The following is a 25,300-nucleotide window of genomic DNA, read 5'->3' on the forward strand; positions in this document are numbered from 1 at the left end:
AAACTGCAAAAGAGGGAGGCTTGAGGAGGCATCTCTCGTTTGCGGAATGGACGTCAGCGGCGCGAAAACGAGGGGTAGAGAACAATGAATTTCGCACTGACCGAAGAACAGCAGATGATCGTCGATACGGTCAGGAGCTTCGTCGAAACGGAAATCTATCCGCATGAGGACGAGGTCGAGCGCACGGGGGTGGTGCCGCGCGAACTCGGCCAGGAGATCGCCCGCAAGTGCAAGGAAATCGGTTTCTTCGGCTGCAATTTTCCGGAAGAAGTCGGCGGCGCCGGCCTCGACCACACCTCCTTCACGCTGGTCGAGCGCGAGCTTGGCCGCGGCTCCATGGGCCTGACCGTCTTCTTCGGCCGCCCCTCGGGCATCCTGATGGCGTGCAATGCCGAGCAGCGCGAGAAATACCTGCTTCCGGCGGTCAAGGGCGACAAGTTCGACGCGCTCGCCATGACCGAACCGGACGCCGGCTCCGACGTGCGCGGCATGAAGTGTTTTGCCCGTAAGGACGGTGACGACTGGATCGTCAACGGCACCAAGCATTTCATCAGCCATGCCGACATCGCCGATTTCGTCATCGTCTTCATCGCCACCGGCGAGGAAGAGACGCCGCGCGGCCCCAAGAAGAAGATCACCTGTTTCCTCGTCGACCGCGGCACACCGGGCTTCGAGATCCGCAAGGGCTACAATTCGGTCTCGCATCGCGGCTACAACAACTGCATCCTCACCTTCGACGATTGCCGCCTGCCCTCGTCCCAGATCCTTGGCGAAGTGCACAAGGGCTTCGACGTCGCCAATGACTGGCTGTTCGCCACCCGCCTGACGGTGGCGGCGACCTCGGTCGGCCGCGCCCGCCGTGCCTTCGACTATGCGCTCAACTACGCCGCCGAGCGCAAGCAATTCGGCAAGCCGATCGGCGCCAACCAGGGCGTCTCCTTCAAGCTCGCCGACATGATCACCGAGATCGACGCCGCCGACCTCCTGACGCTGTCTGCCGCCTGGCGGCTCGATAATGGCCTGCCGTCGAACCGCGAGATCGCGTCGGCCAAGGTGTTCGCCACCGAGATGCTCGCCCGCGTCACCGATGAGGCGATCCAGATCTTCGGCGGCATGGGCCTGATGGACGATCTGCCGCTCGCCCGCTTCTGGCGCGACGCCCGCGTCGAGCGCATCTGGGACGGCACGTCCGAAATCCAGCGCCACATCATCAGCCGCGACCTGCTCCGGCCGCTGGGAGCGTGACGGGATGACGGCCACCCTCTCTCCCTCCCTCATCCCTGTGCTTGTCACAGGAATCCAGCAGCGGCACGTCCGTGCCGCCCATGACCAAAGCAACAAGCGCATGCGCTTCGAGATGGAAAGAGTTCCTATCGGCTTGCCGACGCAAGCCGGCTGGATTCCTGTGACAAGCACAGGAATGAGGGAGAGCAAGACGGCATGACCGACGCCCCCCGCTCCCTCGACCGCCTGATCCGTCCGCGCACCATCGCCGTCTTCGGCGGCAAGGAAGCCCGGCGTGTCATCGAACAATGCGACAAGATGGGGTTTTCCGGCGAGATCTGGCCGGTGCATCCGCGCGAGGACCAGATCCTCGGCCGCAAGTGCTACCGCTCGGTGGCGGAACTGCCAGGCTCCCCGGATGCCTCCTTCGTCGGTGTCAACCGGCAGCTGACGATCGACATCATCCGCGATCTCTCTGCGCGCGGGGCCGGCGGTGCCGTCTGCTATGCCTCGGGCTTTCGCGAGGCCGCCAGCGAACTTGACGACGGCAACGACATGCAGGAGGCGCTGGTGGCGGCTGCCGGCGACATGCCGATCGTCGGGCCGAATTGCTACGGCTTCATCAACATGCTCGACGGCGCCCTGCTCTGGCCGGACCAGCATGGAATGCAGCGCGTCGAAAAGGGCGTCGCCATCCTGACGCAATCCTCCAACATCGCCTGCAACATCTCGATGCAGACGCGCGGCCTGCCGCTCGCCTATGTCATGACCGCCGGCAACCAGGCGCAGACGGGCTTGTCCGACATCGCCTGCGCCGTGCTCGAAGACCCGCGCGTCACCGCCGTCGGCCTGCACATCGAAGGTTTCGACAACGTGGCGGCGCTCGAACGGCTGGCGACGCGGGCACGCGAACTCGGCAAGCCGGTCGTGACGCTGAAAGTTGGCAAGTCGGAAGCGGCCCAGCTGGCGACGGTTTCGCACACGGCCTCGCTTGCCGGCAACGATCGCGTCTCTTCCGCGCTTCTTGCCCGCCTCGGAATCGGCCGCGTCGATACGCTGCCAGCGCTTCTCGAAACGCTGAAGCTCCTGCATGTGGCCGGCCCGCTCGACAGCAACGACATCTCCTCGATGAGCTGCTCCGGCGGCGAAGCCTCGCTGATGGCGGACGCCGGCGAGCGCTACCGGGTGAACTACCGGGCACTGCGTGAAGAGCAGCGCAAACCGCTCAAGGATGCGCTCGGCGAGATGGTGACGATCGCCAACCCGCTCGACTACCACACTTTCGTCTGGGGCAACCGCGAGAAACAGACCACCGCGTTTACCGCCATGATGAAGGGCGGCTATGCGATCAATCTCGTCGTGCTCGATTTCCCGCGGCTTGATCGCTGCGACCCGACCGACTGGGAGACGACCTGCCATGCGGTGATCGACGCGGCGAGAGCGACCGGCGCCCGCGCCGGCATCGTTGCGAGCCTTGGCGAGAACATGCCGGAGGCGACGGCGCTCTTCCTGATGAAGGCGGGTGTCGTCCCCTTCTTCGGCATCGAGGAGGCGCTGGCGGCAATCGAGACGGCCGCCGACATCGGCGCCGCCTGGGCAAAGCCCGCCCCGCCCCGCCTGCTTGATGGCGGCGTAGCTTCCGCGGCAGACGCGGTCACGCTCAGCGAACATGAGGCGAAGGTGGAGCTTGCCGCTTCGGGCCTCAAGGTGCCTGAAGGCAGAACGGCGGCGACTGCCGAAGAGGCCGCAAACGCTGCCGAGGCCCTCGGTTTCCCCGTCGTGCTCAAGGGTCTGGGCGTCGCCCACAAGACCGAAGCGGGCGCCGTGAAGCTCAACCTTGCAAGCCGCGATGACGTCTACGCCGCAGCAAAGGCCATGGCCGCCGTCGCCTCGGGTTACCTGGTCGAGAAGATGGTGGCAAAACCCGTCGCCGAACTGATCATCGGCGCCATGCGCGACCCCGTGGCAGGTCCGGTACTGACGATCGGCGCCGGCGGCATCCTGGTGGAACTGCTCGACGATTCCGCCATCCTGACGCTGCCGACGACACCGGAAGCGATAAACGAGGCAATCGCCGGCCTGAAGATCCGTAAGCTCATCGATGGCTATCGCGGCGGCCCGGCAGGCGATTTCGCGGCATTGGTCGAGGCTGTCGCCGCAGCGGCATCCTATGTCGTTTCAAACGCCTCGAAGCTCGAAGAACTCGATATCAATCCTTTGATGGTGTTGCCGAACGGCCAGGGTGCCGTTGCCGCCGACGCCCTCATCCGCCGAAGGAACTGACCCTGATGACCGGACCGATCCTCACGCGCCGCGAAGGCGGCATTCTCGAAGTCACGATCGACCGGCCGAAGGCCAATGCCATCGACCTGAAGACCAGCCGGGTGATGGGCGAGATCTTCCGTGATTTCCGCGACGACGACAGCTTACGCGTCGCGATCATCACCGGCGCCGGTGAAAAATTCTTCTGTCCGGGATGGGACCTGAAGGCGGCCGCCGATGGCGACGCGGTCGACGGCGACTATGGCGTCGGCGGTTTCGGCGGCATGCAGGAGCTGCGCGACCTCAACAAGCCGATCATCGCGGCGATCAACGGCATCTGCTGCGGTGGCGGTCTCGAAATCGCGCTGTCGACCGATCTGATCCTTGCCGCCGAACACGCGACCTTCGCGCTACCTGAAATCCGCTCCGGCACAGTTGCGGACGCCGCCTCGATCAAGCTTCCGAAGCGCATCCCCTATCACATCGCCATGGACATGCTCCTGACCGGTCGCTGGCTCGACGTGGCGGAAGCCCACCGCTGGGGCTTCGTCAACGAGATCCTGCCGGCAAACAAGCTGATGGAGCGCGCCTGGGAACTCGCCCGCCTGCTCGAAAGCGGACCGCCGCTCGTCTATGCCGCGATCAAGGAAGTGGTGCGCGCCGCCGAAGGCGAGGCCTTCCAGACGACCATGAACAAGATCACCCAACGGCAGTTCAAGACGGTCGACATTCTCTATTCTAGCGAAGACCAGCTGGAGGGCGCACGCGCCTTCGCCGAGAAGCGCGACCCCGTCTGGAAGGGCCGCTGACAGACCCCGCCATCCTTGGTGGCGCAGGGAACCGAGCCGGGCGACCGGCATTGAGACGTGACGAGACGCGCGGGCAAAGCCGCGCGCCATAAACCACGCGTCCATAAGCCAAGCTTATGGAAATAAATTGTAATTTAGGGCGTTACAAGATCGGTTCCAGCGACTACGCTTATCGATCTGAAGCTAATGCGCCCGGTCGACGAAAGGAGAACGAAACCCGACGAAACAAGAAGCGGCCGCCCGGGCCGATCCGAAATGCCATCGATACAATGGCTGTACGCAGCAATCTCTAACAACCACAACGAACGGCGAATGCCGACAAAGAAGGGAACAGGGGAATGAGCGATTACAAGGATTACCTCACACAACAGGTCATGCTCGGCAAGATGAACCGGCGCGAGTTTCTCGGCCGCGCAGCCGCTGCCGGCATTCTCGCCTCGACGGCCGGCACGCTGTTTGCGACCAGCGCGACGGCGCAGGAGCCGAAGCGCGGCGGCCATCTGAAGCTCGGCCTCGAAGGTGCCGCCGCCACCGACTCGAAGGACCCGGCCAAGGCGCTTTCGCAATTCATGTTCGTCGTCGGACGCAACTGGGGCGACATGCTGGTCGAAAGCCATCCGACGACAGGCGCACCGGTGCCGGCACTTGCCGAATCCTGGGAGCCCTCGGCCGACGCATCGACCTGGACCTTCAACATCCGCAAGGGCGTGAAGTTCCACGACGGCAAGGAGTTGACGCTCGACGACGTCATCAAGACGTTGCAGCGCCACACCGATGACAAGTCGGAATCGGGCGCACTCGGCGTGATGAAGTCGATCAAGGAAATCAAGGCCGACGGCGGCAAGCTCGTGCTGACACTCACGGAAGGCAATGCCGACCTGCCGCTGCTGCTGTCCGACTACCACCTTATCATCCAGCCGAACGGCGGTCTCGACAGTCCCGACGCGATGATCGGCACCGGCCCCTACAAGGTGACGAGCTTCGAACCCGGCGTTCGCGCCACCTTCGAAAAGAATGCCGACGACTGGCGCACGGATCGTGGCTATGTCGATTCCGTCGAACTGATCGCCATGAACGATGCGACGGCCCGCATCGCCGCCCTCTCCTCCGGCCAGGTGCACTTCATCAACCGAGTCGATCCGAAGACGGTCAACCTGTTGAAGAGGGCGCCCACTGTCGAGATCCTGAACACGTCGGGCCGCGGCCACTACGTGTTCATCATGCATTGCAACACGGCGCCGTTCGACAACAACGACCTGCGGCTGGCGCTGAAATACGCGATGGATCGCGAAACCATGGTCGAGCGCATCCTCGGCGGCTATGGCAAGGTCGGCAACGACTTCCCGATCAACGACACCTATGCCCTCTTCCCTGAGGGCATCGAGCAGCGCGCCTATGACCCGGACAAGGCGGCCTTCCACTACAAGAAGTCCGGCCATAGCGGCTCGGTGCTGCTGCGCACCTCCGACGTCGCCTTCCCAGGCGCGGTCGACGCGGCGGTGCTCTACCAGGAAAGCGCCAAGAAGGCCGGCATCGAAATCGAGGTCAAGCGCGAACCGGGCGACGGCTACTGGACAAACGTCTGGAACGTCCAGCCCTTCTCGACGTCCTACTGGGGCGGCCGCCCGACCCAGGACCAGATGTATTCCACCGCCTATCTCTCGAACGCCGACTGGAACGATACCCGCTTCCAGCGCGCCGATTTCGACAAGATCCTGCTCGAGGCCCGCTCCGAGCTGGACGAAGCGAAGCGTAAGGAGATGTACCGGACCATGGCGATGATGGTGCGTGACGAAGGCGGCCTGATCCTGCCGATGTTCAACGACTTCGTGAATGCCGCCGGCAAGCAGGTGAAGGGCTACGTGCATGACATCGGCAACGACATGTCGAACGGCTATGTCGCAACCCGGGTGTGGCTGGACGCATGATGATGGAAAGCGGACCGCTCACTGGTCCGGTTCCGACGGACGGGAGCGCGGATGGAACCCATCCGCGCCCTGCCGAACTTTCCGGAGTACCAGCAAAACCCAACCCTGCGGATGGTGAAATCGGCGGCACCTTCTGGCGCCGCTTCACCTTCCGCCGCCCGCTCGCGGCGCTGATCCTGCAGCGCCTGGGCCTGAGTGTCGGCCTGCTCTTTGCCGTGTCGCTGATGATATCAGGCGGCATCGAGGCGCTTCCCGGCGACTTCGCCACCACCTATCTCGGCCAGTCCGCAACGCCGCAGGCGGTTGAAAACATCCGCAAGGATCTCGGCCTCGACAAGCCCTGGACCGAACGCTACCTGTCCTGGCTCGGCGGTGCCGTCAAAGGCGATTTCGGCACCTCCTGGGCCAGCAAGAATTCGGTCGGCGAGCAGATCGGCAAGCGCCTCGGCAATTCGCTGTTTCTCGCCTTCTTCGCAGCGCTCGTTTCCGTGCCGCTCGCCGTCGGCCTCGGCATGCTGGCGGTTCAGTTCCGCAACAGGCTGCCGGACAAGATCATCAACGTCGTGTCGCTCGCAGCCATCTCGCTGCCCGAGTTCTTCGTCGGCTATCTCCTGATCATGTTCTTCGCCGTCAAATATGGCATCGCGACCTTCCCCGCGACCGTCTATGACAGCATGAGCTTCACTGAACGTCTCTCGGCGATAGCACTTCCGGTCGCGACGCTGGTTCTCGTCGTGCTCGCCCATATGATGCGCATGACCCGTGCGGCCATCCTCAACGTGATGTCTTCGGCCTATGTCGAGACAGCGGAGCTGAAGGGCCTCAGCATGTTCCGCATCATCGCGCGCCATGCGGCTCCCAATGCGGTGGCACCCGTCATCAACGTCATCGCCCTCAACCTCGCCTATCTCGTCGTCGGCGTCGTCGTGGTCGAGGTGGTCTTCGTCTATCCCGGCATGGGGCAATACATGGTGGATGCGGTGACCGTGCGCGACATGCCGGTCGTCCAGGCCTGTGGCCTGATCTTTGCCGCCTTCTACATCTTCCTCAACATGGCGGCCGACATTCTCGCAATCATCGCCAACCCGAGACTGAGGCATCCGCGATGAACCTGAGATCCATTCCCTTCAGCGCCTGGGTCGGCATCGCCGGCATCACCCTTGCGATCTTCTGTGCCGTCTTCGCGCCCGTCATCGCCCCCTTCGGCGAACGCGACGTCGTCGGCGACATCTGGCTTCCGGCCGGCGGCGACTTCCTGCTCGGCACCGACAATCTCGGCCGCGATCTGCTGTCGCGTCTGGTCTATGGCGCCCGCACCACCATCTTCGTGGCGCTGGCGGCAACCGTGCTCTCCTTCTCGCTGGGCATGTTCTTAAGCTTCACGGCGGCCGTCGTCGGCGGCTTCACCGACCAGTTCTTCTCCCGCTTCAACGACCTGATGATGGCGATCCCGACGCTGATCTTCGCCCTCGTCGTTCTCGCCGTCTTGCCGCAGCATCTGTGGATCCTGATCCTGGTCATGGCAGTGCTCGATTCCACCCGCGTCTTCCGCATCGGCCGCGCCGTGGCACTCGATGTCGCGGTCATGGAATTCGTCGAAGCCGCAAGGCTGCGCGGCGAAGGCTCGCTCTGGATCATCTTCCGCGAAATCCTGCCGAACACGCTGTCGCCGCTGCTCGCCGAATTCGGCCTGCGCTTCGCCTTCTCGATCCTGTTCCTCTCCACCCTCTCCTTCCTCGGCCTCGGCATCCAGCCGCCGGCCGCCGACTGGGGCGGCATGGTCAAGGACAACAAGGATGGCATCATCTTCGGCATTTCGGCGGCCCTGATCCCGGGCGCGGCAATCGCCACGCTGGCGATCTGCGTCAACCTCGTGGTCGACTGGCTGATGAAAAGAACCTCGAGCCTCAAGGGAGGACGCGGCGATGCCTGAGATGCTTTCCGTCAAGAACCTCAAGATCGAAGCGACCAGCTATCCGCCGGGCGAACCGCCCAAGGTCGTGACCCTCGTCGAGGGCGTCTCCTTCGACGTTGAGAAGGGCAAGGTGCTCGGCCTCATCGGCGAATCTGGCGCCGGCAAGTCGACCATCGGGCTTTCGGCGCTCGCCTATGGCCGCGGCGGCGTGCGCATCACCGGCGGCCAGGTCCTGCTCGATGGCAAGGACATCCTGACGCTCGACAAGAACGGTATCCGCTCGATCCGCGGCGCCCGGGTCTGCTACGTCGCGCAATCCGCGGCCGCCGCTTTCAACCCGGCCCACCGGCTTGGTGACCAGGTAATCGAGGCGTCGCTCCGCCACGGCATCATGAACCGTGAGGAGGCGAAGAAGCGGGCGCTCTATCTGTTCCGGGTGCTGGGCCTCCCCAATCCGGAAACCTTTGGCGACCGCTATCCGCACCAGGTCTCCGGCGGCCAGCTCCAGCGCGCCATGACCGCCATGGCGCTTTGCCCCAATCCGGAGTTGATCGTCTTCGACGAGCCGACGACCGCGCTCGACGTGACGACCCAGATCGACGTGCTCGCCGCGATCAAGCATGCGATCGAAGAGACGCATACGGCAGCGCTCTACATCACCCATGATCTCGCGGTTGTCGCCCAGATCTCCGACGACATCATGGTGCTGCGCCATGGCAAGACCGTGGAATACGGCACCACCAAGCAGGTGATCGAGGCACCGCGGGAGGATTACACCCGCGCACTCGTCAGCGTCCGCCAGACCAAACGCGACGAGGCGCCTGATCAGACCGGGGCGCAGTTGAAGATCGAGCATATCAGCGCCGGCTACGCCAACGGCTTCAAGGTGCTGCACGACGTCTCGATGCATCTGCCGAAGGGCCAGACGCTGGCGATCGTCGGCGAAAGCGGCTCGGGCAAATCGACGCTCGCCCGGGTCATCACCGGGCTGCTGCCGCCGACCGAGGGCCGCATCAGCTTCGAGGGCAAGGAACTGCCGCGGGCCTTGAAGGGCCGCAGCAATGACGAGCTTCGCCGCATCCAGATGATCTACCAGATGGCCGACACGGCGATGAACCCGCGCCAGACGGTGCGCGACATCGTCGGCCGGCCGCTCTCCTTCTATTTCGGCATGCACGGCCAGAAGAAGTCGGAGCGGGTCAAGGAACTCTTGGACCAGATCGAGATGGGCAGCCGCTTCCTCGATCGGTATCCGGCCGAGCTGTCCGGCGGGCAGAAACAGCGCGTGGCGATCGCACGCGCCTTGGCCGCCAAGCCGGAGCTGATCCTCTGCGACGAGCCGACCTCGGCGCTCGACCCGCTGGTGGCCGAAGGCATCCTGAATCTGCTTTTGAAGCTTCAGGAGGAAACCGCTGTTTCCTATGTCTTTATCACCCACGACATCGCCATCGTCCGGGCGATCGCCGACAGCGTCGCGGTCATGCATCGCGGCCGCCTCGTGCGCTTCGGGCCGAAATCGAAGGTGCTGTCGCCACCCTTCGACGACTATACCGACCTGCTTTTGAAATCGGTTCCGGAAATGGAGATCGGCTGGCTGGAGCGCGTGCTGAAGACGCGAAGGATGGAAAGCGCCGGAAACTAAGGCAATTCCAGGAAAAGTGTGAAACGGTTTTCCGTCCGGAATTGCGCAATTTCAAACAGTTGGAGCAATTCGCTGTTTCAATGAAACAGTGAATTGCTCTAGGGCCATCGCGGAAAATGCGCGTTGCCTGTTGTGGGACGCAATCTGAAGGGAAGCCGGCTGCACATAGGCGATCGGCTTCCCTGCCCCCAATACTCGGTTTCCGGGATCCGCCGTGTCACGACGCGACGGCGCAGTCACGGTTCGCGTGAGCTCGCGTCAATGCTCCCAGAAATGCTTCTTGACCTCGCTATCGACCTGCTTTTCGGTCAGGCCGATATCATCGATCAACTCCGGCGAGTCGGCCGCCATATGGGCAAGCTGATCGCGGTAGTGCTGACGATCGTCCCACATGGCAAAGAGACGCTTCGGGTGAAACCACTTGGTGATGCGGCCATCGCCGGGCTCGGACGTCTGCTCTACGTCCTCGGATACGGAGTGGTAGAAGTCGGACATGCCTGACAGAAGCTTGCTCATGGTCGTCCTCCCGCGTGATGTTCAGCGCAAACTCTAGCCTCATAGGACTATGCGGCAATCGCACATGTGCAGTGTTTTGCTTCCAGCATTTGTAGTATTTTGCTGGAGCCGCAGCAGAACCGAACCGGTGAAACGACAAGGAGGCAGGTATGACCCGCATCCTGAGGCGTCGCTTTGTGCCTGCGATCCTGTCGGATCGCGAGCGTGCAGTCGCCGAACGCTTTGCTGCCGGCCTGACCTACCGCCAGATCGGCGAAGCGCTCTGCATCGCGCCATCGACCGTGCGCAGCCATCTCGCGACGATCTATGGCAAGCTTGGCGTTCGCAACAAGATCGCGCTGGCGTCAGAGATAGCCGGACCAAGGGAGTTAACGACCGCGGCACCGGCAGAGCAAGGGCCACCGGTCCTCGCCCTGTTCCCGATCGAAAGCCTGAACGAAGAGCAGCGCTGGCGCCGGTTTGCCGACGGCCTTTCGTCGGATATCTGCGTCGATCTCGCGCGCTACGCGGATCTGCCCGTTGTCGCCTTTCACACCATGAAACTGCTCGGCAATCGTTCGGACAGCTACGACGACCATGTCCAGGCCATCGGCGCGACCTATGCGGTGACCGGCCAAGTTCGCGCCGACGACCGGCAGGTGCGGCTGACGATCCAGCTCTCGGAAACGCGCTCCGGTATGACGCTCTGGAGCGAACGCTACGACCGGCCGATCGGAGACATACTCGCGCTTCAGGACGATTTGACGGAGAGCGTCGTCAACGCGCTGGCAGGCTGCTTCGGCAAGCTGGCCGCCCTCAGGCGCAATGCCAGCCGCAAGAAGGCCCCCTCGAACCTGCATTCCTACGATTACTATCTTCTCGGCGTCGAAGAGCTCAACCGGTTCAGCGCGGAAGGAAACGCCGCGGCAATTCACCTCCTCACGCGGTCGCTCGAATTGGACCCCGCACGGGTAAGGGCCTGGACCGAACTGGCCTATGCCTACTCCGTCCAGGCCTGCAACGGCTATGGCATCGACTTTGATACGACCATCGGGAACTGGCGATCGGCTATCGAGGAGGCCTTGCGCCTCGATCCGGCAAACCCGTTCGCCCATACCTGCCTTGGCGATCTCAAGGCGTGCCTCGGCGACCTCAAAGGTGCCGCCGACGCCCAGGCGCACGCGTTCGAGCACGGCAAGCACAATGCCGATACCCTGGCGCTCTTGGCCGGCAGCAAGGCTCTGGTGGCCGGAAATCCGGCCGAAGCGATGCCGCTAATCGAGAAAGCGTTGTCCCTCAATCCCTTGGCACCGCCCTGGTACTACGGCATGCTCGGTCGCGTGCTCTTCGTCATCGGCCGTCATGCGGAGAGCCTTTCGGCGCTGGGACGCAGTTCACAGGAATCGCCCAATACGCTGATGTTTCAGGCCATGGGACACGCCCGTATCGGAGAGACCGAAGAAGCGGCAAGCGCCGCATCACGGTTACGCACCGAGTTCCCGGACTTCTCCGTCGAGCGCTTCATCGCCGGTTACCCGGTCACCAACCCGCCGGCGCTCAAAGCCGTTCAGGAAGGAGCCCGGCTGGCGATGCTCGACTGACGGCGCAATCTCACTTCTGCCGGCAATCGACGTCGCCCACGCGCTGGGCGGCTTCGCCTTCAAACGTCACAGACGGTTCTGCCTTCGCGGCGCAATCGCCCTTGGCGCCAGCACCCGCGCGGAAATGCACGACCGGCTGACCCTCGATCATGATGCTCGGCACCACCTCGTAGAGTTCCGGCGGGCAATTGGCGACGTCGGAGAGCCTGAGCGCCGGCTGGCCGCCGATCATCACGCTGGAGGCGCCCGAAAGCGCGCAGGACGGGATCGGCGCCCGCGCCTCCTCGGCCATTGCAGACGGAGCCGGCAAGGCGATCCAAAAGCAGGCGATGGCGGCGATGACAGATTTCATGATCCTCTCCTCCAATTGTCCCTTGCCGGTGCAAGCTATCACACGGGCCCGCCCGCACCTCAATATTCGGTCAGCACGGTCAAGGGCTCGGCATCGGGCGTATCGAGGAAGGCGCGGACCGTCTGCGGCATGTGTCGCGAACCGAAGGAAAGCACGCCGCAGCGCGAGAGCATCTGGCGCAGATCCGGCTGCTGGCCGAGAGAGCGCCAGATCATCCGAGACGCATAGGGCAGGTTCTCCTTGCGCCAGGAGACCCCCATGGTGGTACCGCGCAGATAGACGCGCTGGTGCACTTCGAAGGGTAGAAGGATCGTCTGCGCCAGCATCGGCTCGCGCCCGATGCTGCGCTCGGCGACGAAGATGCGGTTTCGCCAGAAGGTGACGAGACCGACATATTTCGAGAACTGCTGGATCTCGTTTTTCGGGTCGCGGATGCGCTCGATCGATTTGACCCGGATCGAGCCCGCCTCCTCGTAGATCCGGGCGCAGGAGCACACAACCAGCCCCGGCCAGGAGAGCGAAACATGGTAGGTCTGATAGTAGCCGATATGGCGCCTCAAGCCCGCGATGTCGCCGGGAAAGCCTTCGAGCAGCAGACTGGCATCCGAGCGGTCGCGGTCCGGTCGCGTCATGCGCGCCTCGAACTGTTTTGCCGGCAGCGCGAAGTCCTCGGCCGCCAGTCCGAAGAAGCGGGCGATGCGCGCGACATTGTGCGGTGACGGCCGCGCTTCGCCACCGATGTAGCGATTGAACTGCTGCCGGTTGATGCCGATCTCGCGGCAGATCTGCGAGATCGACCGCCGCGTCGAACAGGCAAAGCGAAGATTGGCCGAGAAGATGTCGATGTCCTGCACTGCGCTACCCGCCCTCACCTTGGCGCCAACCACCTTGATAGAAGCCGGCGGCGAAGGGATAGCGTAAAAGAGCGTAAAAAAGCGTCAAGTCGCGAAATTGTGCACGCGCCTGCAGCCATTAGGTTTCCTCGATAAACATCATACCAAAGGGAACCTTGAAATGACCGAATTCACGAAGCGACCCGACGGCCTTCTCGTCCCCGCGAGCATGGCTTCGACCGGCATCAGCCGGCGCGGCTTCCTGGCGGGTACCGCAGCGCTCGGACTTGCGGCCGGCCTCGGCGCAACGCTGGCGGCAGGCGACGCGCGCGCGCAGGAGCCAAAGCGTGGCGGCCATCTGAAGCTCGGTCTCAAGGGCGGTGCCACCACCGATTCGCTCGACCCCGCCGCCTATAGCGGTTCCGTTTCCTTCGTCATCGGTCACCTCTGGGGCGACACGCTGGTCGAATCCGACCCGAAGACCGGCGCGCCGCTGGCGGCCCTTGCCGAATCCTGGGAGCCTTCGGCCGATGCCTCGCAGTGGACGTTCAAGATCCGCAGCGACGTGAGTTTCCATGACGGCAGCAAGCTGACGGTTGCCGACGTCGTTGCAACCTTGAAGCGCCATGCCGACGAAGGCTCCAAGTCCGGCGCGCTCGGGCTGATGCGCTCCATCAAGACGATCGAGGAAAAGGGCGGCGCGCTGGTGCTGACCTTGACCGAAGGCAATGCCGACCTGCCGCTGCTTCTGACCGATTATCACCTGATCATCCAGCCGAAGGGCGGCGTCGACAACCCGGCCTCGCCCATCGGCACCGGCCCCTACAAGCTTGCAAGCTACGAGGCGGGCCTGCGCGCCACCTTCGAGAAGAACGCCGCTGACTGGCGCTCCGACCGCGGTTTCGTCGACTCGGTCGAGATCATCGTGATGAACGACACGACGGCGCGGATCGCAGCACTCTCGTCCGGCCAGGTCCACTTCATCAACAACATCGACCCGAAGACCGTGCCGCTTTTGAAGCGCGCGCCGCGCGTCGAGATCCTCCGGACCGCCGGCAAGGGCTTCTACAGCTTCCTGATGCATTGCGACACCGCGCCCTTCGACAACAACGACCTCCGGCTGGCGCTGAAATATGCGGTCGACCGCCAGGCGATCCTCGACCGGGTGCTCGGCGGTTTCGGCACGCTCGGCAACGACTATCCCGTCAACGGCAACTACGCGCTGGCGCCTGAGGGCATCGAGCAGCGGGCCTATGATCCGGACAAGGCCGCCTTCCACTTCAAGAAGTCCGGCCACGACCGGCCGATCCTCTTGCGCACCTCCGACGGCGCCTTCCCGGGTGCGGCGGACGCTGCCGTGCTCTTCCAGGAAAGCGCCAGGAAGGCCGGCATCGAGCTGGAAGTGCGGCGCGAGCCGGAGGATGGCTACTGGACCAATGTCTGGAACGTGCAGCCCTTCTGCGCTTCCTACTGGGGCGGTCGGCCGACGCAGGATTCGCGCTACTCGACCTCCTACCTTTCGACCGCCGAATGGAACGACACGCGCTTCAAGCGCGAGGATTTCGACAAGCTGCTGCTCCAGGCCCGCTCCGAGCTTGACGATGCCAAGCGCAAGGAGATGTACCACAGCATGGCGTTGACGGTGCGCGACGAAGGCGGCCTGATCCTGCCGGTCTTCAACGACTACGTGAACGCCGCTTCGGCCTCGCTCAAGGGCTTCGTCGACGACATCGGCAACGACCTTTCCAACGGCTATGTCGCAAGCCGTGTCTGGTTCGACAGCTAAGCAATTCCAGCGAAAGTGCAACGCGGCTTCGCGTCCGGAATTGCGAAAAGCGATGGAGCAATTCCAGCGAAAGCGGGACACTGTTTCGCGTCCCGAATTGCCCGAGAGAACAAAGAGATAGTTAGAACGACATGTCAGAACGTGAATTCACTGTGATCGAAAACGAATGGATCCGGCTGAAGGACGGTACCCGGCTTGCCGCCCGCATCTGGATGCCCACCGGCGCGGGAGCCGCGCCGGTTCCGGCCGTGCTCGAATACCTGCCCTACCGCAAGCAGGGCGGTACGAGCCTGCGTGACGAATCCACCTATCCCGTCTTTGCCGCCGCCGGCATTGCCGGCGTGCGCGTTGACATCAGAGGCTCCGGCGAAAGCGATGGCGTCATCGATGGTGAGTACACGCCGCGCGAACTTTCGGACGGGTGCGAAATCATCGAATGGATCGCGGCGCAGCCCTGGTCCAACGGCAAGGTCGGCATGATGGGCATCTCCTGGGGCGGCTTCAACTGCCTGCAGGTCGCAGCCCTGAAGCCGCCGGCGCTGAAAGCCGTCATCTCCATCGCCTCGACAGTCGACCGCTACAACGACGACATCCACTACAAGAATGGCTGCCACCTTTCCGCCCAGCTTTCCTGGGCGGCGACCATGCTCGGCTACCAGTCGCGCTCGCCCGACCCCGCAATCGTCGGCGACCGCTGGAAGGAAATGTGGATGGAGCGGCTGGAGAACGAGCCCTATTTCATGGAGGAATGGCTGAAGCACCAGCGCCGCGACGCCTTCTGGCAGCACGGCTCGATCGCGGAGGATTTCGGAAGCGTCGAGGTGCCGGCACTCGTCATCGCCGGCTGGGCCGACGGTTACCGCAACACGCCCTTGAAGGCCGTCGAAGGTCTCGGCGACAAGGCGAAGGCCCTGATCGGCCCCTGGGTGCACAAGTACCCGCATTTCGCCTTCCCGAAGCCGCGCGCCGATTTTCATGGCGAGGCGATCCGCTGGTGGAACCGCTGGCTGCGCGACGAGAAGAACGGCGCCGAAGACGGGCCGCAGGTGCGCGCCTACATTCTCGATGGCCCGCGCCCGTCGCTCCGGCGCGACAGCGATCCCGGCCGCTGGGTGGCGAAGGACGCGTGGGCATCGCCGGAGATGCAGCTTTTCGGCGTTTCCCATGACGCGCGGCTGACGCCTTCGGCCGGCGGCACCGGCATCGGCGAGATCTACTTGAAATCGCCGCTCGATACCGGAACGGCAGCCGGCGAGTATTTCACCCTGAAGCCCGACGCCGAAATGGCCGGTGATCAGCGCATCGACGATGCAGGCTCGCTTGTGTTCGAGACGGCGCCACTGCTCGCCGCCGCCGACTATCTCGGCCAGCCGACGCTGACCGTCGATGTCAGCTGCCAGGCGGCAACGGCCAATCTCGCCGTCCGCCTCGTCGACGTGCATCCGGATGGCACCGCGACCCGCGTCGCCTTCGGCGTCCTGAACCTTGCGCATCGCGACGGCAACGCCCAGCCGCGGCCAATGGAACCGGGTCGCAAGACGCGGGTGACGCTCGTGCTCGACGCCTGTGGCTATCGCTTCCGCGCGGGCAACCGCATTCGCGTGTCGCTCTCCACCTCCTACTGGCCGCTGATCCTGCCATCACCCACGGAGCCGGGCCTCACGATCGACACATCAAGCCTGTCGCTGGCGCTTCCGCTGCTTGGCGCTCACCGCGAAATCGCCGTGCCCGCGCCGGAAAACCCCGATCCGCTGCCGAAATACCGCGAACTGACACGCGGTACATCGAGCCGCACCGTCGAGCGCGACATGACCCATGGCATGACCCACTACCGGATCTACGAGGACACCGGCCTCTCCGAACATCCGGATACGGGCCTTGCCACCCAGGACATCCGCGACGAAACCTGGTCGATCGCGCCCGACGATCCGCTCTCGATGATCGGAACCTCGACCTGGACCTGTGTCGCCAAGCGCGACGGCTGGTCGGTGCGCACGGTGTCGACCTCGACGCTCCACTGCACCGAAAGCGAGTGGATCACCGAGGCTGAAGTCGTCGCCTATGAGGGTGACAAGCAGATCTTCGAGAAGCACTTCAAGAAGCGCATCCCTCGCGATTTCATGTGAGGTGCGCGCCAGGACCGGGCGGGCCGTTGGCCGCCGCCACACCCGGTCCGGCAGCACTCTCTTGACTTCATCGGTAAGGAGTTGTACCAATCGGTAAACACTTGACCGATTGGTACACAAATGCGCCACTTCTTTTCGCGTCACCAGCCTCCCGTTCATATCAACCGCGGCCTCATCGCCGGCATCGGTGGCCTTGTCGCCATTGCCGCCGTAGGCGCGCTCACCAATCTTGTCGGCCATCCCATGCTGATGGCGCCCTTCGGCGCCAGCTGCGTGCTGATCTTCTCGGCGGTAAGGAGGAGATGGCCGAGGCCGTGCTCGGCGATATCGCCGCGTGGTTCCGCACGCACATCTTCGACGCGCTGCGCAACACGGAAAATTCTGAGCAAGCGTTAGAGACGATGTTTGCCGGCGTCGACAGCTATTTCCGCCAGGGCCGCAGGCTCTGCCTGATGGGGGTGATCGCCGCAAGCGGCGCCCACGACCGTTTCGCCCGCGAACTCAACGGTTACTTCTCCGACTGGCGCGCCGATCTCGCTGCGACGCTTGAACGCGCCGGCACGCCAAAGGCGGAATGCAACGCGCTCGCCGAGGAAATCGTCGGCGGTATTCAGGGGGCATTGATCCTCGCTCGCAGCCTTGACGACCCCGGCGCCTTCGGCCGGGTGCTCGCCCGGCTGAAGACGCGGTGCCTGCCCGCATCATCGTGAAATGCGAGGGACGGCAAGGACGCCGCCGCGCTACCTGTCCCCCCCCCCCCCCGCCAAATTGACAAAAATCAGATCACCGCTTGAGCCTGCCTTGACAAGCGCCTCCGCGCGCAGATATTAACCGATGAGTTAAATAACTCTACGGTTAAAGACTGGGTGCATTGGGGCGCCGAGCGAGGAGGCTTCATGACAGCGACGACCGCGAACGCAGCGCGCAAGGATATCAGCCTGGAAATCGTGCGTGACTTCGAAGCGCCGGTGAGCCTCGTCTTCAAGGTCTGGTCGACGCCCGAGCACATGCTGCGCTGGTGGGGACCGCGTGATTTCACGCCGCATTCGGTGAACATGAACTTCCGTCCAGGCGGCGCGTGGCGCGCCTGCATCCGTTCTCCCGAGGGCCAGGACTACTGGATGAGCGGCGTCTATCGCGAAGTGCGCGAGCCCGAAAAGCTGGTCTTCACCTTCGCCTGGGATGAAGAGGGCGAGCCCGGCAACGACACGCTGGTCACCGTGTCCTTTGCCGATATCGGCGGCCGGACGCGGCTGACCTTCCAGCAAACACCATTCGAGACCGTCGAGGAGCGCGACTCGCACCAGGAAGGCTGGGGCGAGTGCCTCGAGCGACTCAAGGATTACGTCGAACATGTCTGAGATCGCAAACCTGCAAAGCCCTGTGACGCCCGGCCCTAGGGCGACCCGGCGCGAATGGATCGGGCTCGCCGTGCTGGCCCTGCCCTGCATGCTCTATTCAATGGACCTGACCGTACTGAACCTTGCGGTCCCGCAACTGACCGAGGAGCTGAAACCCTCCGCCGCCCAGCTTCTCTGGATCATCGACATCTACGGCTTCATGGTCGCGGGCTCCCTGATAACTATGGGAACGCTCGGCGACCGCATCGGCCGCCGGCGCATCCTGATGATCGGCTCGATCGCCTTCGGCCTCGCCTCGATCTTCGCCGCATTTGCCTGGAACGCCGAAACCTTGATCCTCGCACGTGCCGTGCTCGGCGTCGCGGCGGCGACGCTTGCACCCTCCACCCTCTCCTTGATCCGCAACATGTTCCTGGACGACAGGCAGCGCACTTTCGCAATCGGCGTCTGGCTTGCCAGCTTCTCGGCCGGCGGTGCCATCGGGCCCGTTGTCGGCGGCCTCATGCTGTCGCAATTCTGGTGGGGCTCGGTCTTCCTTCTCGCCGTTCCCGTCATGGTGCTGATCCTGGTTCTCGGACCGATCCTGCTGCCGGAGTTCCGTGATCCCGAGGCCGGTCGGATCGACCTCACCAGCGCCGGCCAGTCGCTCGTTGCCGTGCTTTCGGTGATCTACGGCGTGAAGCACATCGCCGAGGCCGGACTCGACACGACAGCGACCTTCTTCATTCTGCTCGGCATCGCCGTCGCGATCCTGTTTGCACGCCGCCAGCTCCGGCTTGCCGATCCCTTGATCGATCTGAGGCTGTTCAAGACACCGACCTTCAGCGCGGCGCTCGGCGTCAACATCCTCGGCATGTTCGTAGGCTTCGGCGCGTTCCTGTTCGTGGCGCAGTATCTGCAGCTCGTCCTCGGGCTTTCGCCTTTCGTCGCCGGACTCTGGTCGATGCCAACGGGCGTCGCGATGATCCTCGCTTCGATGGGGGTTCCGATGCTTGCCACACGCGTCGCCGCCTCCAACCTGATTGCCGCGGGTTTCGTGCTGGCGGCCATCGGTTTTGCGATCTGCACCCAGGTGGGCACGTCGAGCAGCCCGCTGCTCGTCACGACGGGTCTCGTCGTGCTCTGCCTCGGCTTTGCCTCGGTCGGGACGCTGACGACGGACATGATCGTCGGCTCGGCGCCGCCGGAACGTGCCGGCGCAGCCTCGGCGATCTCCGAGACCAGCTTCGAATTCGGCGGCGCGCTCGGCATTGCCGTGCTCGGCAGCCTGCTGACCTCGGCCTATCGCGGCCGCATGGACGGGCTGGTGGTAACCGGCCTGCCGGAAGAGACGATCGCCGCGGCCCGGCAGACGCTCGGCGGCGCGGTGGCCGTCGCCGCCGATCTACCGTCGGCTGAAGCCGAGCGTCTATTGACGGCGGCACGTGACGTCTTCACCCAGTCCTTCGCCTTCACCGCCTCGATCTGCGTATTCCTATCGCTCGCCACCGCGCTCATGGCCTTCCTGCTCCTGCGCAAGGCGAGCGATGACGGCGACGGCAAGGCCACGGCGCTGGTCGACGAGGCAGCGCCCTCGGGCAACGTCGGATAACACCCGCGGCGCAAGTCGCCGCGGCATCAGAACGCAATCAACGCTGCACCCAGCAACGTGGGCCATCGGCCGGCGAACGGTGACATGCGCCCGAAGGGAGGAAACCGATGAAAAAGCTCTATCGCGGTAGCTGCCACTGCCGTGCCGTCACCTTCGAATGCCAGCTCGATCTCGCCCAGGGCGTTCGCCGCTGCAACTGTTCCTTCTGCGCAAAGACACGGATGCAGAAGGCCTTTGCCCTTCGCGAGGAGTTCGGGATCACCACCGGCAAGGACAAGCTCACGAGCTATCGGGCCGACAACTCGAGCTGGATCGTCGGCGATGTCGATCACTATTTCTGCAGCCGCTGCGGCGTCCGCCCCTTCTCGCGCGGTTACCACAAGGATTTTCTTGGCCATTTCTACGCGGTCAACGTCGCCTGCCTCGATGGCGTCAGCGACGCGGAACTCGCCGAAGCGCCCATCATCTACGAGAACGGCCGCGCTGACGACCATTTCAACCCGCCAGAAGACACGCGCTTCATGTGAGGCGCGGTCCGCCGGGAGTTGTACCGCGTCAGGCGACGGTCAAGGCCCGCAGCGCGTCCAGCGCCCGTTCGGCATCCGCTTCCGGCACGAAGATGTGGTCGTGATAATAGGCCGCGATCACATTGGCGCTGATGCCCTCGCGCGTCAGCGCCGCCGAGACAGCCGCAGTCAGACCAACGGCTTCCAGCGCCGAATGCACATTGAGCGTGATGCGCCGAAGCAGCGGACCGTAATCGAGCCCCGCCTCGTCCGCAGCACTGCGGGCAAGGACCAGCGTCAGCCCCTCATCCTCGCGATAGGTGGCGAGCGGCTCCAGCGCCTGGTAGCGCGCCTGATCGCGGTAGGCGACGGTGCAATAGACATAGGTCTGCGGAAACAGCACCGGGTTCATCGTCGCCAGGAGTTTTGCGAGATCCGTTTCGCCAGCCATGACATCTTCCCCGTTTGCGCATCTGATCGGCTGAAGTGGTAGCGGATCGTCACGTTGGCGTGAAGCACGCGAACGCGATTTGACCATTGTCATTCCCGTGAAAACATGAAGTCATCAGGCGCCCGGAGTGGAAACCGGGTGGTGGAGGAAATGATGGCGCCCAGCAGCAAGTCGGCACATGCCTCTTACAGACCCCTCGGGATGCTGACGGCTACCTTCGCCGCGCTGCTGGCGGCGGTACCTCTCGCCGCCGCCCAGGAACCGGCCGTCGTCATCCCGCCGCCCTCGCTCGACGAGAAAGTGTCCGGCACGACAGAAATCGCCGTCTTTGCCGGCGGCTGCTTCTGGGGCGTTCAGGGCGTTTTCCAGCATGTCAAAGGCGTGAAAAAAGCCGTTTCGGGCTACTCCGGCGGCAGCGCCGCGACCGCCGACTACGAGACGGTCAGCGGCGGCAAGACCGGCCACGCGGAATCAGTGGAGGTCATCTACGATCCGCGCGAGGTGACCTATGGAGGACTGTTGCAGGTCTTCTTCTCCGTCGCCCACAACCCGACACAGCTCAATTACCAGGGCCCTGACCATGGCACCCAATACCGGTCGGCGCTCTTTGCCGTCACGGATGAGCAGAAGCGCATCGCCGACGCCTATATCGCCGAACTCGGCAAGTCACGCGCCTTCCCCGCGGCGATCGTTACGGAAGTCTCGCCCTTTAGGGGATTCTACGCCGCCGAAGACTATCATCAGGATTTCCTGACGCGAAATCCGACGCACCCCTATATCGTCTACAACGACATGCCGAAGATCGAGAACTTGCGGGCGCTCTTCCCGCAGGCCTTCCGGGCAAACCCCGTGCTGGTGTTCAAGGCGAAAAGCTAGCACTGATAGAAATAGCGTGACGCAGCTTTCCGTCCGGAACGGCATCGCACCAATTGTCAGCGGGTTCCTGCAAGTACCGCCACGCCCTCCGCCAGCCGCCGAAACCCTTCCCGCGCGCCGTCGCTCATGTGCCGCGCCCGCAGCCAGGCGTGGATCATCTGCGGCTCCTCGCGGAAGGTGACGTTGACGCCGGCCGTAGCAAGGCGCGCGGCATAGAAGCGCGCGTCATCGCGCAAGGGATCGAAGAAGGCGCCGGTGATATAGGTCGGCGGCAAGCCCGAGAGATCCTTTTCCGCCAAGGGCGCTGCGAAGGGATTGTCGGCAGGCGCCTGCAGGATCTTGCGATAATAACTGGTATCGGCGGTCGTCAGCCCTGGCGCCTCGGCCATCTCCACATAGGAGCCGGACACGAGGTCACCACCGAGACCCGGATAGATCAGCGCCTGGCCGACGATGCCGGCGAGCCCCTCCGCTCGCGCCTTGAGCACGATGCCGGCCGTGAGATTGCCACCGGCGCTGTCGCCGGCAACGACGACCGGGCGACCATCGGCGAGCAACTCCTGCAGCACCGCATAACAATCCTCGAAGGCCGCTGGCCAGACATGCTCGGGCGCCAGGCGATAATCGACCGATACCAGCTCTGCCCCAGCAAAATCCGCCAGCTCGGCGCAGATCGCATCATGGCTGTTAAGCGAACCGACGACGAAGCCGCCGCCATGGATGTAGTAGATGCGGGTCTTCGTCGAAACGGTCGCCGGCCAATAGCGCCGGATCGGGATGCGGCCATCGACGAGCCTATCCTCGCGGGTGAGACCGGCCGGGCTCGGCGCATCGAATTCGGCGCAAAGCGCGTCGTACCATTGGCGCTGTTGCTCGATCGAGGCATCAACCGCATCGGCGGGATAGAAGTCCTCGCAGCGACGGTGAAAGGCGAGGATCCCCTCCTCCGTCGGCATCGGCCGCTTCGTCATCTGATCCACATCGTCCTCCTCTCATCCCGCTTTCGCGCCAGCTTAGCATCGGCACGCCCGCTCCCTGTTCGAAAACCGACATGACAGGAAAAAATCACCGACCGATCCGCTTGCGTTTCGGCGCTTGCCAGCCCTGCCCCGCACCTATTAACTCGCGCCATGGCCTTCACATTTCGACAGTTGCAGTATTTCGTCGCCGTCGCCGAGCAGGGTTCGATCACCCGTGCGGCGCAGAACCTTTCGATCTCGCAATCCTCGATCACCGAGGCGATCAAGGAGCTCGAAGGCGATCTCGGCGTCGAGCTCTTCGACCGGCATCCGCGCGGCCTGTCGATCACCCATAACGGCCACCAGTTCCTGCGCCACGCCACCAAGATCCTCTCCAATGTGTCCGACGCCAGACGCAGCTTTTCCGACAGCCGCGAGGAAACCGGCGGCAAGCTCAATCTCGGCGTCACCTCGCTGGTCGCCGGCTACGTCCTCTCCGACCTGCTCGCCCGCTATCGCCGCGCCTGCCCCGGCGTCGAGGTCAGCGCCATCGAGGACAACGGCTCCTATCTCGAACATCTGTTGATCGGCGGCGAGCTCGACGTCGCCGTCATGGTCATCTCCAACCTGCGCGATCGCATGGCGCTGCAGGCCGAAATCCTCGAGACATCGCCCTATCGTCTCTGGCTGCCGATCGGCCACCCTCTGGTCAGCGCCGACATCATCTCCGTCAGCGATATCGCCAAGGAACCGCTGATCATGCTGACGGTGGATGAAATCGAGGAGAACACCGGCAAATTGCTGTCGGCACTCGGCGCACGCCCGCATGTCGCCTTCCGCACCCGCTCGGTGGAAGCGGTGCGCAGCCTGGTCGCGACAGGCGCCGGCATCGCGCTCCTGCCCGATCTCGTCTACCGCCCCTGGTCGCTCGAAGGTGACCGCATCGAAAGCCGCGACGTCTCGGGCGCGCTGCCCGTCGTGCAGGTCGGCATGGTCTGGCGCAAAGGCTCCGGCCTGCCGCAATCGGCACGCGATTTCGTCGGCATCGCCGAGGCGCTTCGAAGCGCCCGCCCGCGTTAACCCACTGGATTTGTTTGCTTTCAGGCCGCTTCGGAGCGTTGATATCGGAAAAACCGAAAGCGACATTCTGTTTAATGAATTTGCGAATGCGGAGAAATCAAGGCACGCTTCATTCTGGGAACGAAGCCGTAAAATGCGGCTCAAAACTGGGAGAATTCAGATGAAGCAGATGCTTAAATCCTGCACGGCATTGACCCTGTCGCTTGGCCTTGTTGCCCCGGCATTCGCGCAGGAGCCGCTGAAGGAACTCGGCAAGGGTGAAGGCGAACTCTCCATCGTCGCCTGGGCCGGCTACATCGAGCGCGGCGACACCGACAAGAACTACGACTGGGTCACGGATTTCGAAAAGCAGACCGGATGCAAGGTCTCGGTCAAGACGGCCGCCACCTCGGACGAAATGGTGGCACTGATGAACGAAGGCGGCTTCGACCTCGTCACCGCCTCGGGCGACGCGTCGCTGCGCCTCGTTGCCGGCAAGCGCGTCCAGCCTGTTAACACCGACCTGATCCCGAGCTGGAAGACGATCGACGAGCGCATGCAGAACGCGCCGTGGTTCACGGTCAACGGCGTTCACTACGGTACGCCTTATGTCTGGGGCCCGAACGTGCTGATGTACAACAAGGACGCCTTCAAGGGCGAAACGCCAAAGAGCTGGAATGTCGTCTTCGAGGAAATGAACCTGCCCGACGGCAAGTCCAACAAGGGCCGCGTCCAAGCCTATGACGGTCCGATCCATGTGGCCGACGCCGCCAACTACCTGATGGCCCACAAACCCGAGCTCGGCATCAAGAATCCCTACGAACTCAACGAAGACCAGTACAAGGCGGCCCTCGATCTGCTTCGCGGCCAGCGTAAGCTGGTCGGCCGCTACTGGCACGACGCGATGATCCAGATCGACGACTTCAAGAACGAAGGCGTCGTCGCCTCCGGCTCCTGGCCGTTCCAGGTCAACCTGATGGAAGCCGAAAAGCTGCCGATCTCTTCGACCATTCCGGAAGAAGGCGTCACCGGATGGGCGGATACGACCATGCTGCATGCCGAAAGCGCCCATCCGAACTGCGCCTATATGTGGATGGAGCACTCGCTGTCGCCGAAGGTGCAGGGCGACGTCTCCGCCTGGTTCGGCGCAAACCCGTCCGTCGGTGCCGCCTGCAAGGGCAACGACCTTTTGACCGACGCCGGCTGCAAGACCAATGGCTATGAGGACTTCGACAAGGTCAAGTTCTGGAAGACGCCGGTTACGAAGTGCGAAAGCCAGGGCGAATGCGTGCCCTATCACCGCTGGGTCTCCGACTACATCGGCGTGATCGGCGGTCGCTGAGCCGCAACCGCATAGCAAGCATTTGCCCCTCACCCTGGCCCTCTCCCCGCACGCGGGGAGAGGGAACGCCCCCGGCCAAGCCTCGGGCGTGACCTTTGAGGCAAGACGCCCGCCACGAGTCCCCTTCGCCCCGCCTGCGGGGAGAAGGTGCCCGGCAGGGCGGATGAGGGACGCTTCCCCTC

General features: G+C 63.7%; 23 protein-coding genes. 18 read left to right on the forward strand and 5 right to left on the reverse strand.

Annotated features, from left to right (window positions below):
• Positions 1–84: 84 nt before the first annotated feature.
• The 7 genes from AC3WWH_RS25420 (at position 85) to AC3WWH_RS25450 (ending at position 9,780) form a co-directional block, all read left to right on the forward strand.
• Positions 85–1,245, forward strand: coding sequence for an acyl-CoA dehydrogenase family protein (locus AC3WWH_RS25420; RefSeq protein WP_058321821.1), 1,161 nt, complete (start codon positions 85–87; stop codon positions 1,243–1,245).
• A 195-nt stretch (positions 1,246–1,440) separates the two neighbouring features.
• Entirely contained in the window at positions 1,441–3,507 is a 2,067-nt protein-coding gene (locus AC3WWH_RS25425; protein ID WP_058321819.1) for an acetate--CoA ligase family protein, read from the forward strand.
• A 5-nt stretch (positions 3,508–3,512) separates the two neighbouring features.
• Complete coding sequence (locus tag AC3WWH_RS25430; protein WP_058321818.1) at positions 3,513–4,295, forward strand: carnitinyl-CoA dehydratase; 783 nt, start codon at positions 3,513–3,515, stop codon at positions 4,293–4,295.
• Positions 4,296–4,633: 338 nt separating this feature from the next.
• Positions 4,634–6,223 (forward strand): ABC transporter substrate-binding protein, encoded by a 1,590-nt coding sequence (locus AC3WWH_RS25435; RefSeq protein WP_058321817.1) that lies wholly within the window; start codon positions 4,634–4,636, stop codon positions 6,221–6,223.
• Positions 6,223–7,332, forward strand: coding sequence for an ABC transporter permease (locus tag AC3WWH_RS25440; protein WP_058321866.1), 1,110 nt, complete (start codon positions 6,223–6,225; stop codon positions 7,330–7,332). Before AC3WWH_RS25435 ends, AC3WWH_RS25440 begins: the two co-directional genes overlap by 1 nt.
• A complete protein-coding gene (locus tag AC3WWH_RS25445) occupies positions 7,329–8,156 on the forward strand; it encodes an ABC transporter permease (RefSeq protein ID WP_058321816.1) in 828 nt (275 codons plus the stop codon). The genes AC3WWH_RS25440 and AC3WWH_RS25445 overlap by 4 nt, the downstream gene beginning before the upstream one ends.
• Positions 8,149–9,780: an ABC transporter ATP-binding protein gene (locus AC3WWH_RS25450; RefSeq protein ID WP_058321815.1), complete on the forward strand. Its 1,632-nt coding sequence runs from the start codon at positions 8,149–8,151 to the stop codon at positions 9,778–9,780. The genes AC3WWH_RS25445 and AC3WWH_RS25450 overlap by 8 nt, the downstream gene beginning before the upstream one ends.
• A 258-nt stretch (positions 9,781–10,038) precedes the next feature.
• On the opposite strand, the gene AC3WWH_RS25455 is transcribed toward AC3WWH_RS25450, so the two are convergent.
• The gene (locus tag AC3WWH_RS25455; protein WP_058321814.1) at positions 10,039–10,296 is read right to left on the reverse strand and encodes a DUF1127 domain-containing protein; all 258 of its coding nucleotides are present in this window, start codon (positions 10,294–10,296) and stop codon (positions 10,039–10,041) included.
• Between the two features lie 149 nt (positions 10,297–10,445).
• On the opposite strand from AC3WWH_RS25455, the gene AC3WWH_RS25460 reads away from it, so the two are divergent.
• On the forward strand, positions 10,446–11,876 hold the full coding sequence (locus AC3WWH_RS25460) for a LuxR C-terminal-related transcriptional regulator (protein ID WP_058321813.1): 1,431 nt from the start codon (positions 10,446–10,448) through the stop codon (positions 11,874–11,876).
• Between the two features lie 10 nt (positions 11,877–11,886).
• Here AC3WWH_RS25460 and AC3WWH_RS25465 read toward each other — a convergent pair whose 3' ends face one another.
• Complete coding sequence (locus AC3WWH_RS25465) at positions 11,887–12,228, reverse strand: PAAR domain-containing protein (protein WP_058321812.1); 342 nt, start codon at positions 12,226–12,228, stop codon at positions 11,887–11,889.
• Positions 12,229–12,287: 59 nt separating this feature from the next.
• Positions 12,288–13,073, reverse strand: coding sequence for a helix-turn-helix domain-containing protein (locus AC3WWH_RS25470; RefSeq protein ID WP_373419848.1), 786 nt, complete (start codon positions 13,071–13,073; stop codon positions 12,288–12,290).
• A 217-nt stretch (positions 13,074–13,290) separates the two neighbouring features.
• Between AC3WWH_RS25470 and AC3WWH_RS25475 the strand changes: the two genes are divergently transcribed.
• From AC3WWH_RS25475 to AC3WWH_RS25505, 7 genes are all read left to right on the forward strand, one after another.
• Positions 13,291–14,847: an ABC transporter substrate-binding protein gene (locus tag AC3WWH_RS25475; RefSeq protein WP_058321865.1), complete on the forward strand. Its 1,557-nt coding sequence runs from the start codon at positions 13,291–13,293 to the stop codon at positions 14,845–14,847.
• 131 nt (positions 14,848–14,978) lie between these two features.
• Positions 14,979–16,973 (forward strand): CocE/NonD family hydrolase, encoded by a 1,995-nt coding sequence (locus AC3WWH_RS25480; RefSeq protein ID WP_058321810.1) that lies wholly within the window; start codon positions 14,979–14,981, stop codon positions 16,971–16,973.
• Between the two features lie 120 nt (positions 16,974–17,093).
• Positions 17,094–17,369 (forward strand): HPP family protein, encoded by a 276-nt coding sequence (locus AC3WWH_RS25485; protein WP_440638355.1) that lies wholly within the window; start codon positions 17,094–17,096, stop codon positions 17,367–17,369.
• Positions 17,276–17,683 carry an LmrA/YxaF family transcription factor gene (locus tag AC3WWH_RS25490; RefSeq protein ID WP_058321809.1) on the forward strand — a complete coding sequence of 136 codons (408 nt, stop codon included), beginning with the start codon at positions 17,276–17,278 and terminating at the stop codon, positions 17,681–17,683. The genes AC3WWH_RS25485 and AC3WWH_RS25490 overlap by 94 nt, the downstream gene beginning before the upstream one ends.
• Before the next feature lie 186 nt (positions 17,684–17,869).
• Positions 17,870–18,334 (forward strand): SRPBCC domain-containing protein, encoded by a 465-nt coding sequence (locus AC3WWH_RS25495; protein ID WP_058321570.1) that lies wholly within the window; start codon positions 17,870–17,872, stop codon positions 18,332–18,334.
• The gene (locus AC3WWH_RS25500; protein ID WP_058326799.1) at positions 18,327–19,925 is read left to right on the forward strand and encodes an MFS transporter; all 1,599 of its coding nucleotides are present in this window, start codon (positions 18,327–18,329) and stop codon (positions 19,923–19,925) included. The genes AC3WWH_RS25495 and AC3WWH_RS25500 overlap by 8 nt, the downstream gene beginning before the upstream one ends.
• Before the next feature lie 107 nt (positions 19,926–20,032).
• The gene (locus AC3WWH_RS25505) at positions 20,033–20,452 is read left to right on the forward strand and encodes a GFA family protein (protein ID WP_058321569.1); all 420 of its coding nucleotides are present in this window, start codon (positions 20,033–20,035) and stop codon (positions 20,450–20,452) included.
• A 28-nt stretch (positions 20,453–20,480) separates the two neighbouring features.
• Here the strand turns inward: AC3WWH_RS25505 and AC3WWH_RS25510 are convergent, their stop codons facing one another.
• Positions 20,481–20,882, reverse strand: a complete 402-nt coding sequence (locus AC3WWH_RS25510; protein ID WP_058321568.1) for an ACT domain-containing protein — start codon at positions 20,880–20,882, stop codon at positions 20,481–20,483.
• Between the two features lie 153 nt (positions 20,883–21,035).
• Here AC3WWH_RS25510 and msrA point away from each other — a divergent pair, with 153 nt between their 5' ends.
• Positions 21,036–21,758, forward strand: coding sequence for a peptide-methionine (S)-S-oxide reductase MsrA (msrA, locus tag AC3WWH_RS25515; RefSeq protein WP_058321567.1), 723 nt, complete (start codon positions 21,036–21,038; stop codon positions 21,756–21,758).
• A 56-nt stretch (positions 21,759–21,814) separates the two neighbouring features.
• On the opposite strand, the gene AC3WWH_RS25520 is transcribed toward msrA, so the two are convergent.
• Positions 21,815–22,729, reverse strand: a complete 915-nt coding sequence (locus tag AC3WWH_RS25520) for an alpha/beta hydrolase (RefSeq protein WP_058321573.1) — start codon at positions 22,727–22,729, stop codon at positions 21,815–21,817.
• A 159-nt stretch (positions 22,730–22,888) separates the two neighbouring features.
• On the opposite strand from AC3WWH_RS25520, the gene AC3WWH_RS25525 reads away from it, so the two are divergent.
• Positions 22,889–23,797: a LysR family transcriptional regulator gene (locus AC3WWH_RS25525; RefSeq protein ID WP_029742595.1), complete on the forward strand. Its 909-nt coding sequence runs from the start codon at positions 22,889–22,891 to the stop codon at positions 23,795–23,797.
• 160 nt (positions 23,798–23,957) lie between these two features.
• A complete protein-coding gene (locus AC3WWH_RS25530; RefSeq protein ID WP_058321566.1) occupies positions 23,958–25,118 on the forward strand; it encodes an ABC transporter substrate-binding protein in 1,161 nt (386 codons plus the stop codon).
• The last annotated feature ends 182 nt before the right edge of the window (positions 25,119–25,300 follow it).

The sequence above is a fragment of the Ensifer sp. EB106-03-01-XG145 genome (genome assembly GCF_058792075.1).

Excerpts from the sequence above, each read along its gene's own strand:
- AC3WWH_RS25420 (WP_058321821.1), top strand. The coding sequence starts at position 85 with ATGAATTTCGCACTGACCGAAGAACAGCAGATGATCGTCGATACGGTC.
- AC3WWH_RS25425 (WP_058321819.1), top strand. The coding sequence starts at position 1,441 with ATGACCGACGCCCCCCGCTCCCTCGACCGCCTGATCCGTCCGCGCACC.
- AC3WWH_RS25430 (WP_058321818.1), top strand. The coding sequence starts at position 3,513 with ATGACCGGACCGATCCTCACGCGCCGCGAAGGCGGCATTCTCGAAGTC.
- AC3WWH_RS25435 (WP_058321817.1), top strand. The coding sequence starts at position 4,634 with ATGAGCGATTACAAGGATTACCTCACACAACAGGTCATGCTCGGCAAG.
- AC3WWH_RS25440 (WP_058321866.1), top strand. The coding sequence starts at position 6,223 with ATGATGGAAAGCGGACCGCTCACTGGTCCGGTTCCGACGGACGGGAGC.
- AC3WWH_RS25445 (WP_058321816.1), top strand. The coding sequence starts at position 7,329 with ATGAACCTGAGATCCATTCCCTTCAGCGCCTGGGTCGGCATCGCCGGC.
- AC3WWH_RS25450 (WP_058321815.1), top strand. The coding sequence starts at position 8,149 with ATGCCTGAGATGCTTTCCGTCAAGAACCTCAAGATCGAAGCGACCAGC.
- AC3WWH_RS25455 (WP_058321814.1), bottom strand. The coding sequence starts at position 10,296 with ATGAGCAAGCTTCTGTCAGGCATGTCCGACTTCTACCACTCCGTATCC.
- AC3WWH_RS25460 (WP_058321813.1), top strand. The coding sequence starts at position 10,446 with ATGACCCGCATCCTGAGGCGTCGCTTTGTGCCTGCGATCCTGTCGGAT.
- AC3WWH_RS25465 (WP_058321812.1), bottom strand. The coding sequence starts at position 12,228 with ATGAAATCTGTCATCGCCGCCATCGCCTGCTTTTGGATCGCCTTGCCG.
- AC3WWH_RS25475 (WP_058321865.1), top strand. The coding sequence starts at position 13,291 with ATGGCTTCGACCGGCATCAGCCGGCGCGGCTTCCTGGCGGGTACCGCA.
- AC3WWH_RS25480 (WP_058321810.1), top strand. The coding sequence starts at position 14,979 with ATGTCAGAACGTGAATTCACTGTGATCGAAAACGAATGGATCCGGCTG.
- AC3WWH_RS25485 (WP_440638355.1), top strand. The coding sequence starts at position 17,094 with ATGCGCCACTTCTTTTCGCGTCACCAGCCTCCCGTTCATATCAACCGC.
- AC3WWH_RS25490 (WP_058321809.1), top strand. The coding sequence starts at position 17,276 with ATGGCCGAGGCCGTGCTCGGCGATATCGCCGCGTGGTTCCGCACGCAC.
- AC3WWH_RS25495 (WP_058321570.1), top strand. The coding sequence starts at position 17,870 with ATGACAGCGACGACCGCGAACGCAGCGCGCAAGGATATCAGCCTGGAA.
- AC3WWH_RS25500 (WP_058326799.1), top strand. The coding sequence starts at position 18,327 with ATGTCTGAGATCGCAAACCTGCAAAGCCCTGTGACGCCCGGCCCTAGG.
- AC3WWH_RS25505 (WP_058321569.1), top strand. The coding sequence starts at position 20,033 with ATGAAAAAGCTCTATCGCGGTAGCTGCCACTGCCGTGCCGTCACCTTC.
- AC3WWH_RS25510 (WP_058321568.1), bottom strand. The coding sequence starts at position 20,882 with ATGGCTGGCGAAACGGATCTCGCAAAACTCCTGGCGACGATGAACCCG.
- msrA (WP_058321567.1), top strand. The coding sequence starts at position 21,036 with ATGGCGCCCAGCAGCAAGTCGGCACATGCCTCTTACAGACCCCTCGGG.
- AC3WWH_RS25520 (WP_058321573.1), bottom strand. The coding sequence starts at position 22,729 with ATGACGAAGCGGCCGATGCCGACGGAGGAGGGGATCCTCGCCTTTCAC.
- AC3WWH_RS25525 (WP_029742595.1), top strand. The coding sequence starts at position 22,889 with ATGGCCTTCACATTTCGACAGTTGCAGTATTTCGTCGCCGTCGCCGAG.
- AC3WWH_RS25530 (WP_058321566.1), top strand. The coding sequence starts at position 23,958 with ATGAAGCAGATGCTTAAATCCTGCACGGCATTGACCCTGTCGCTTGGC.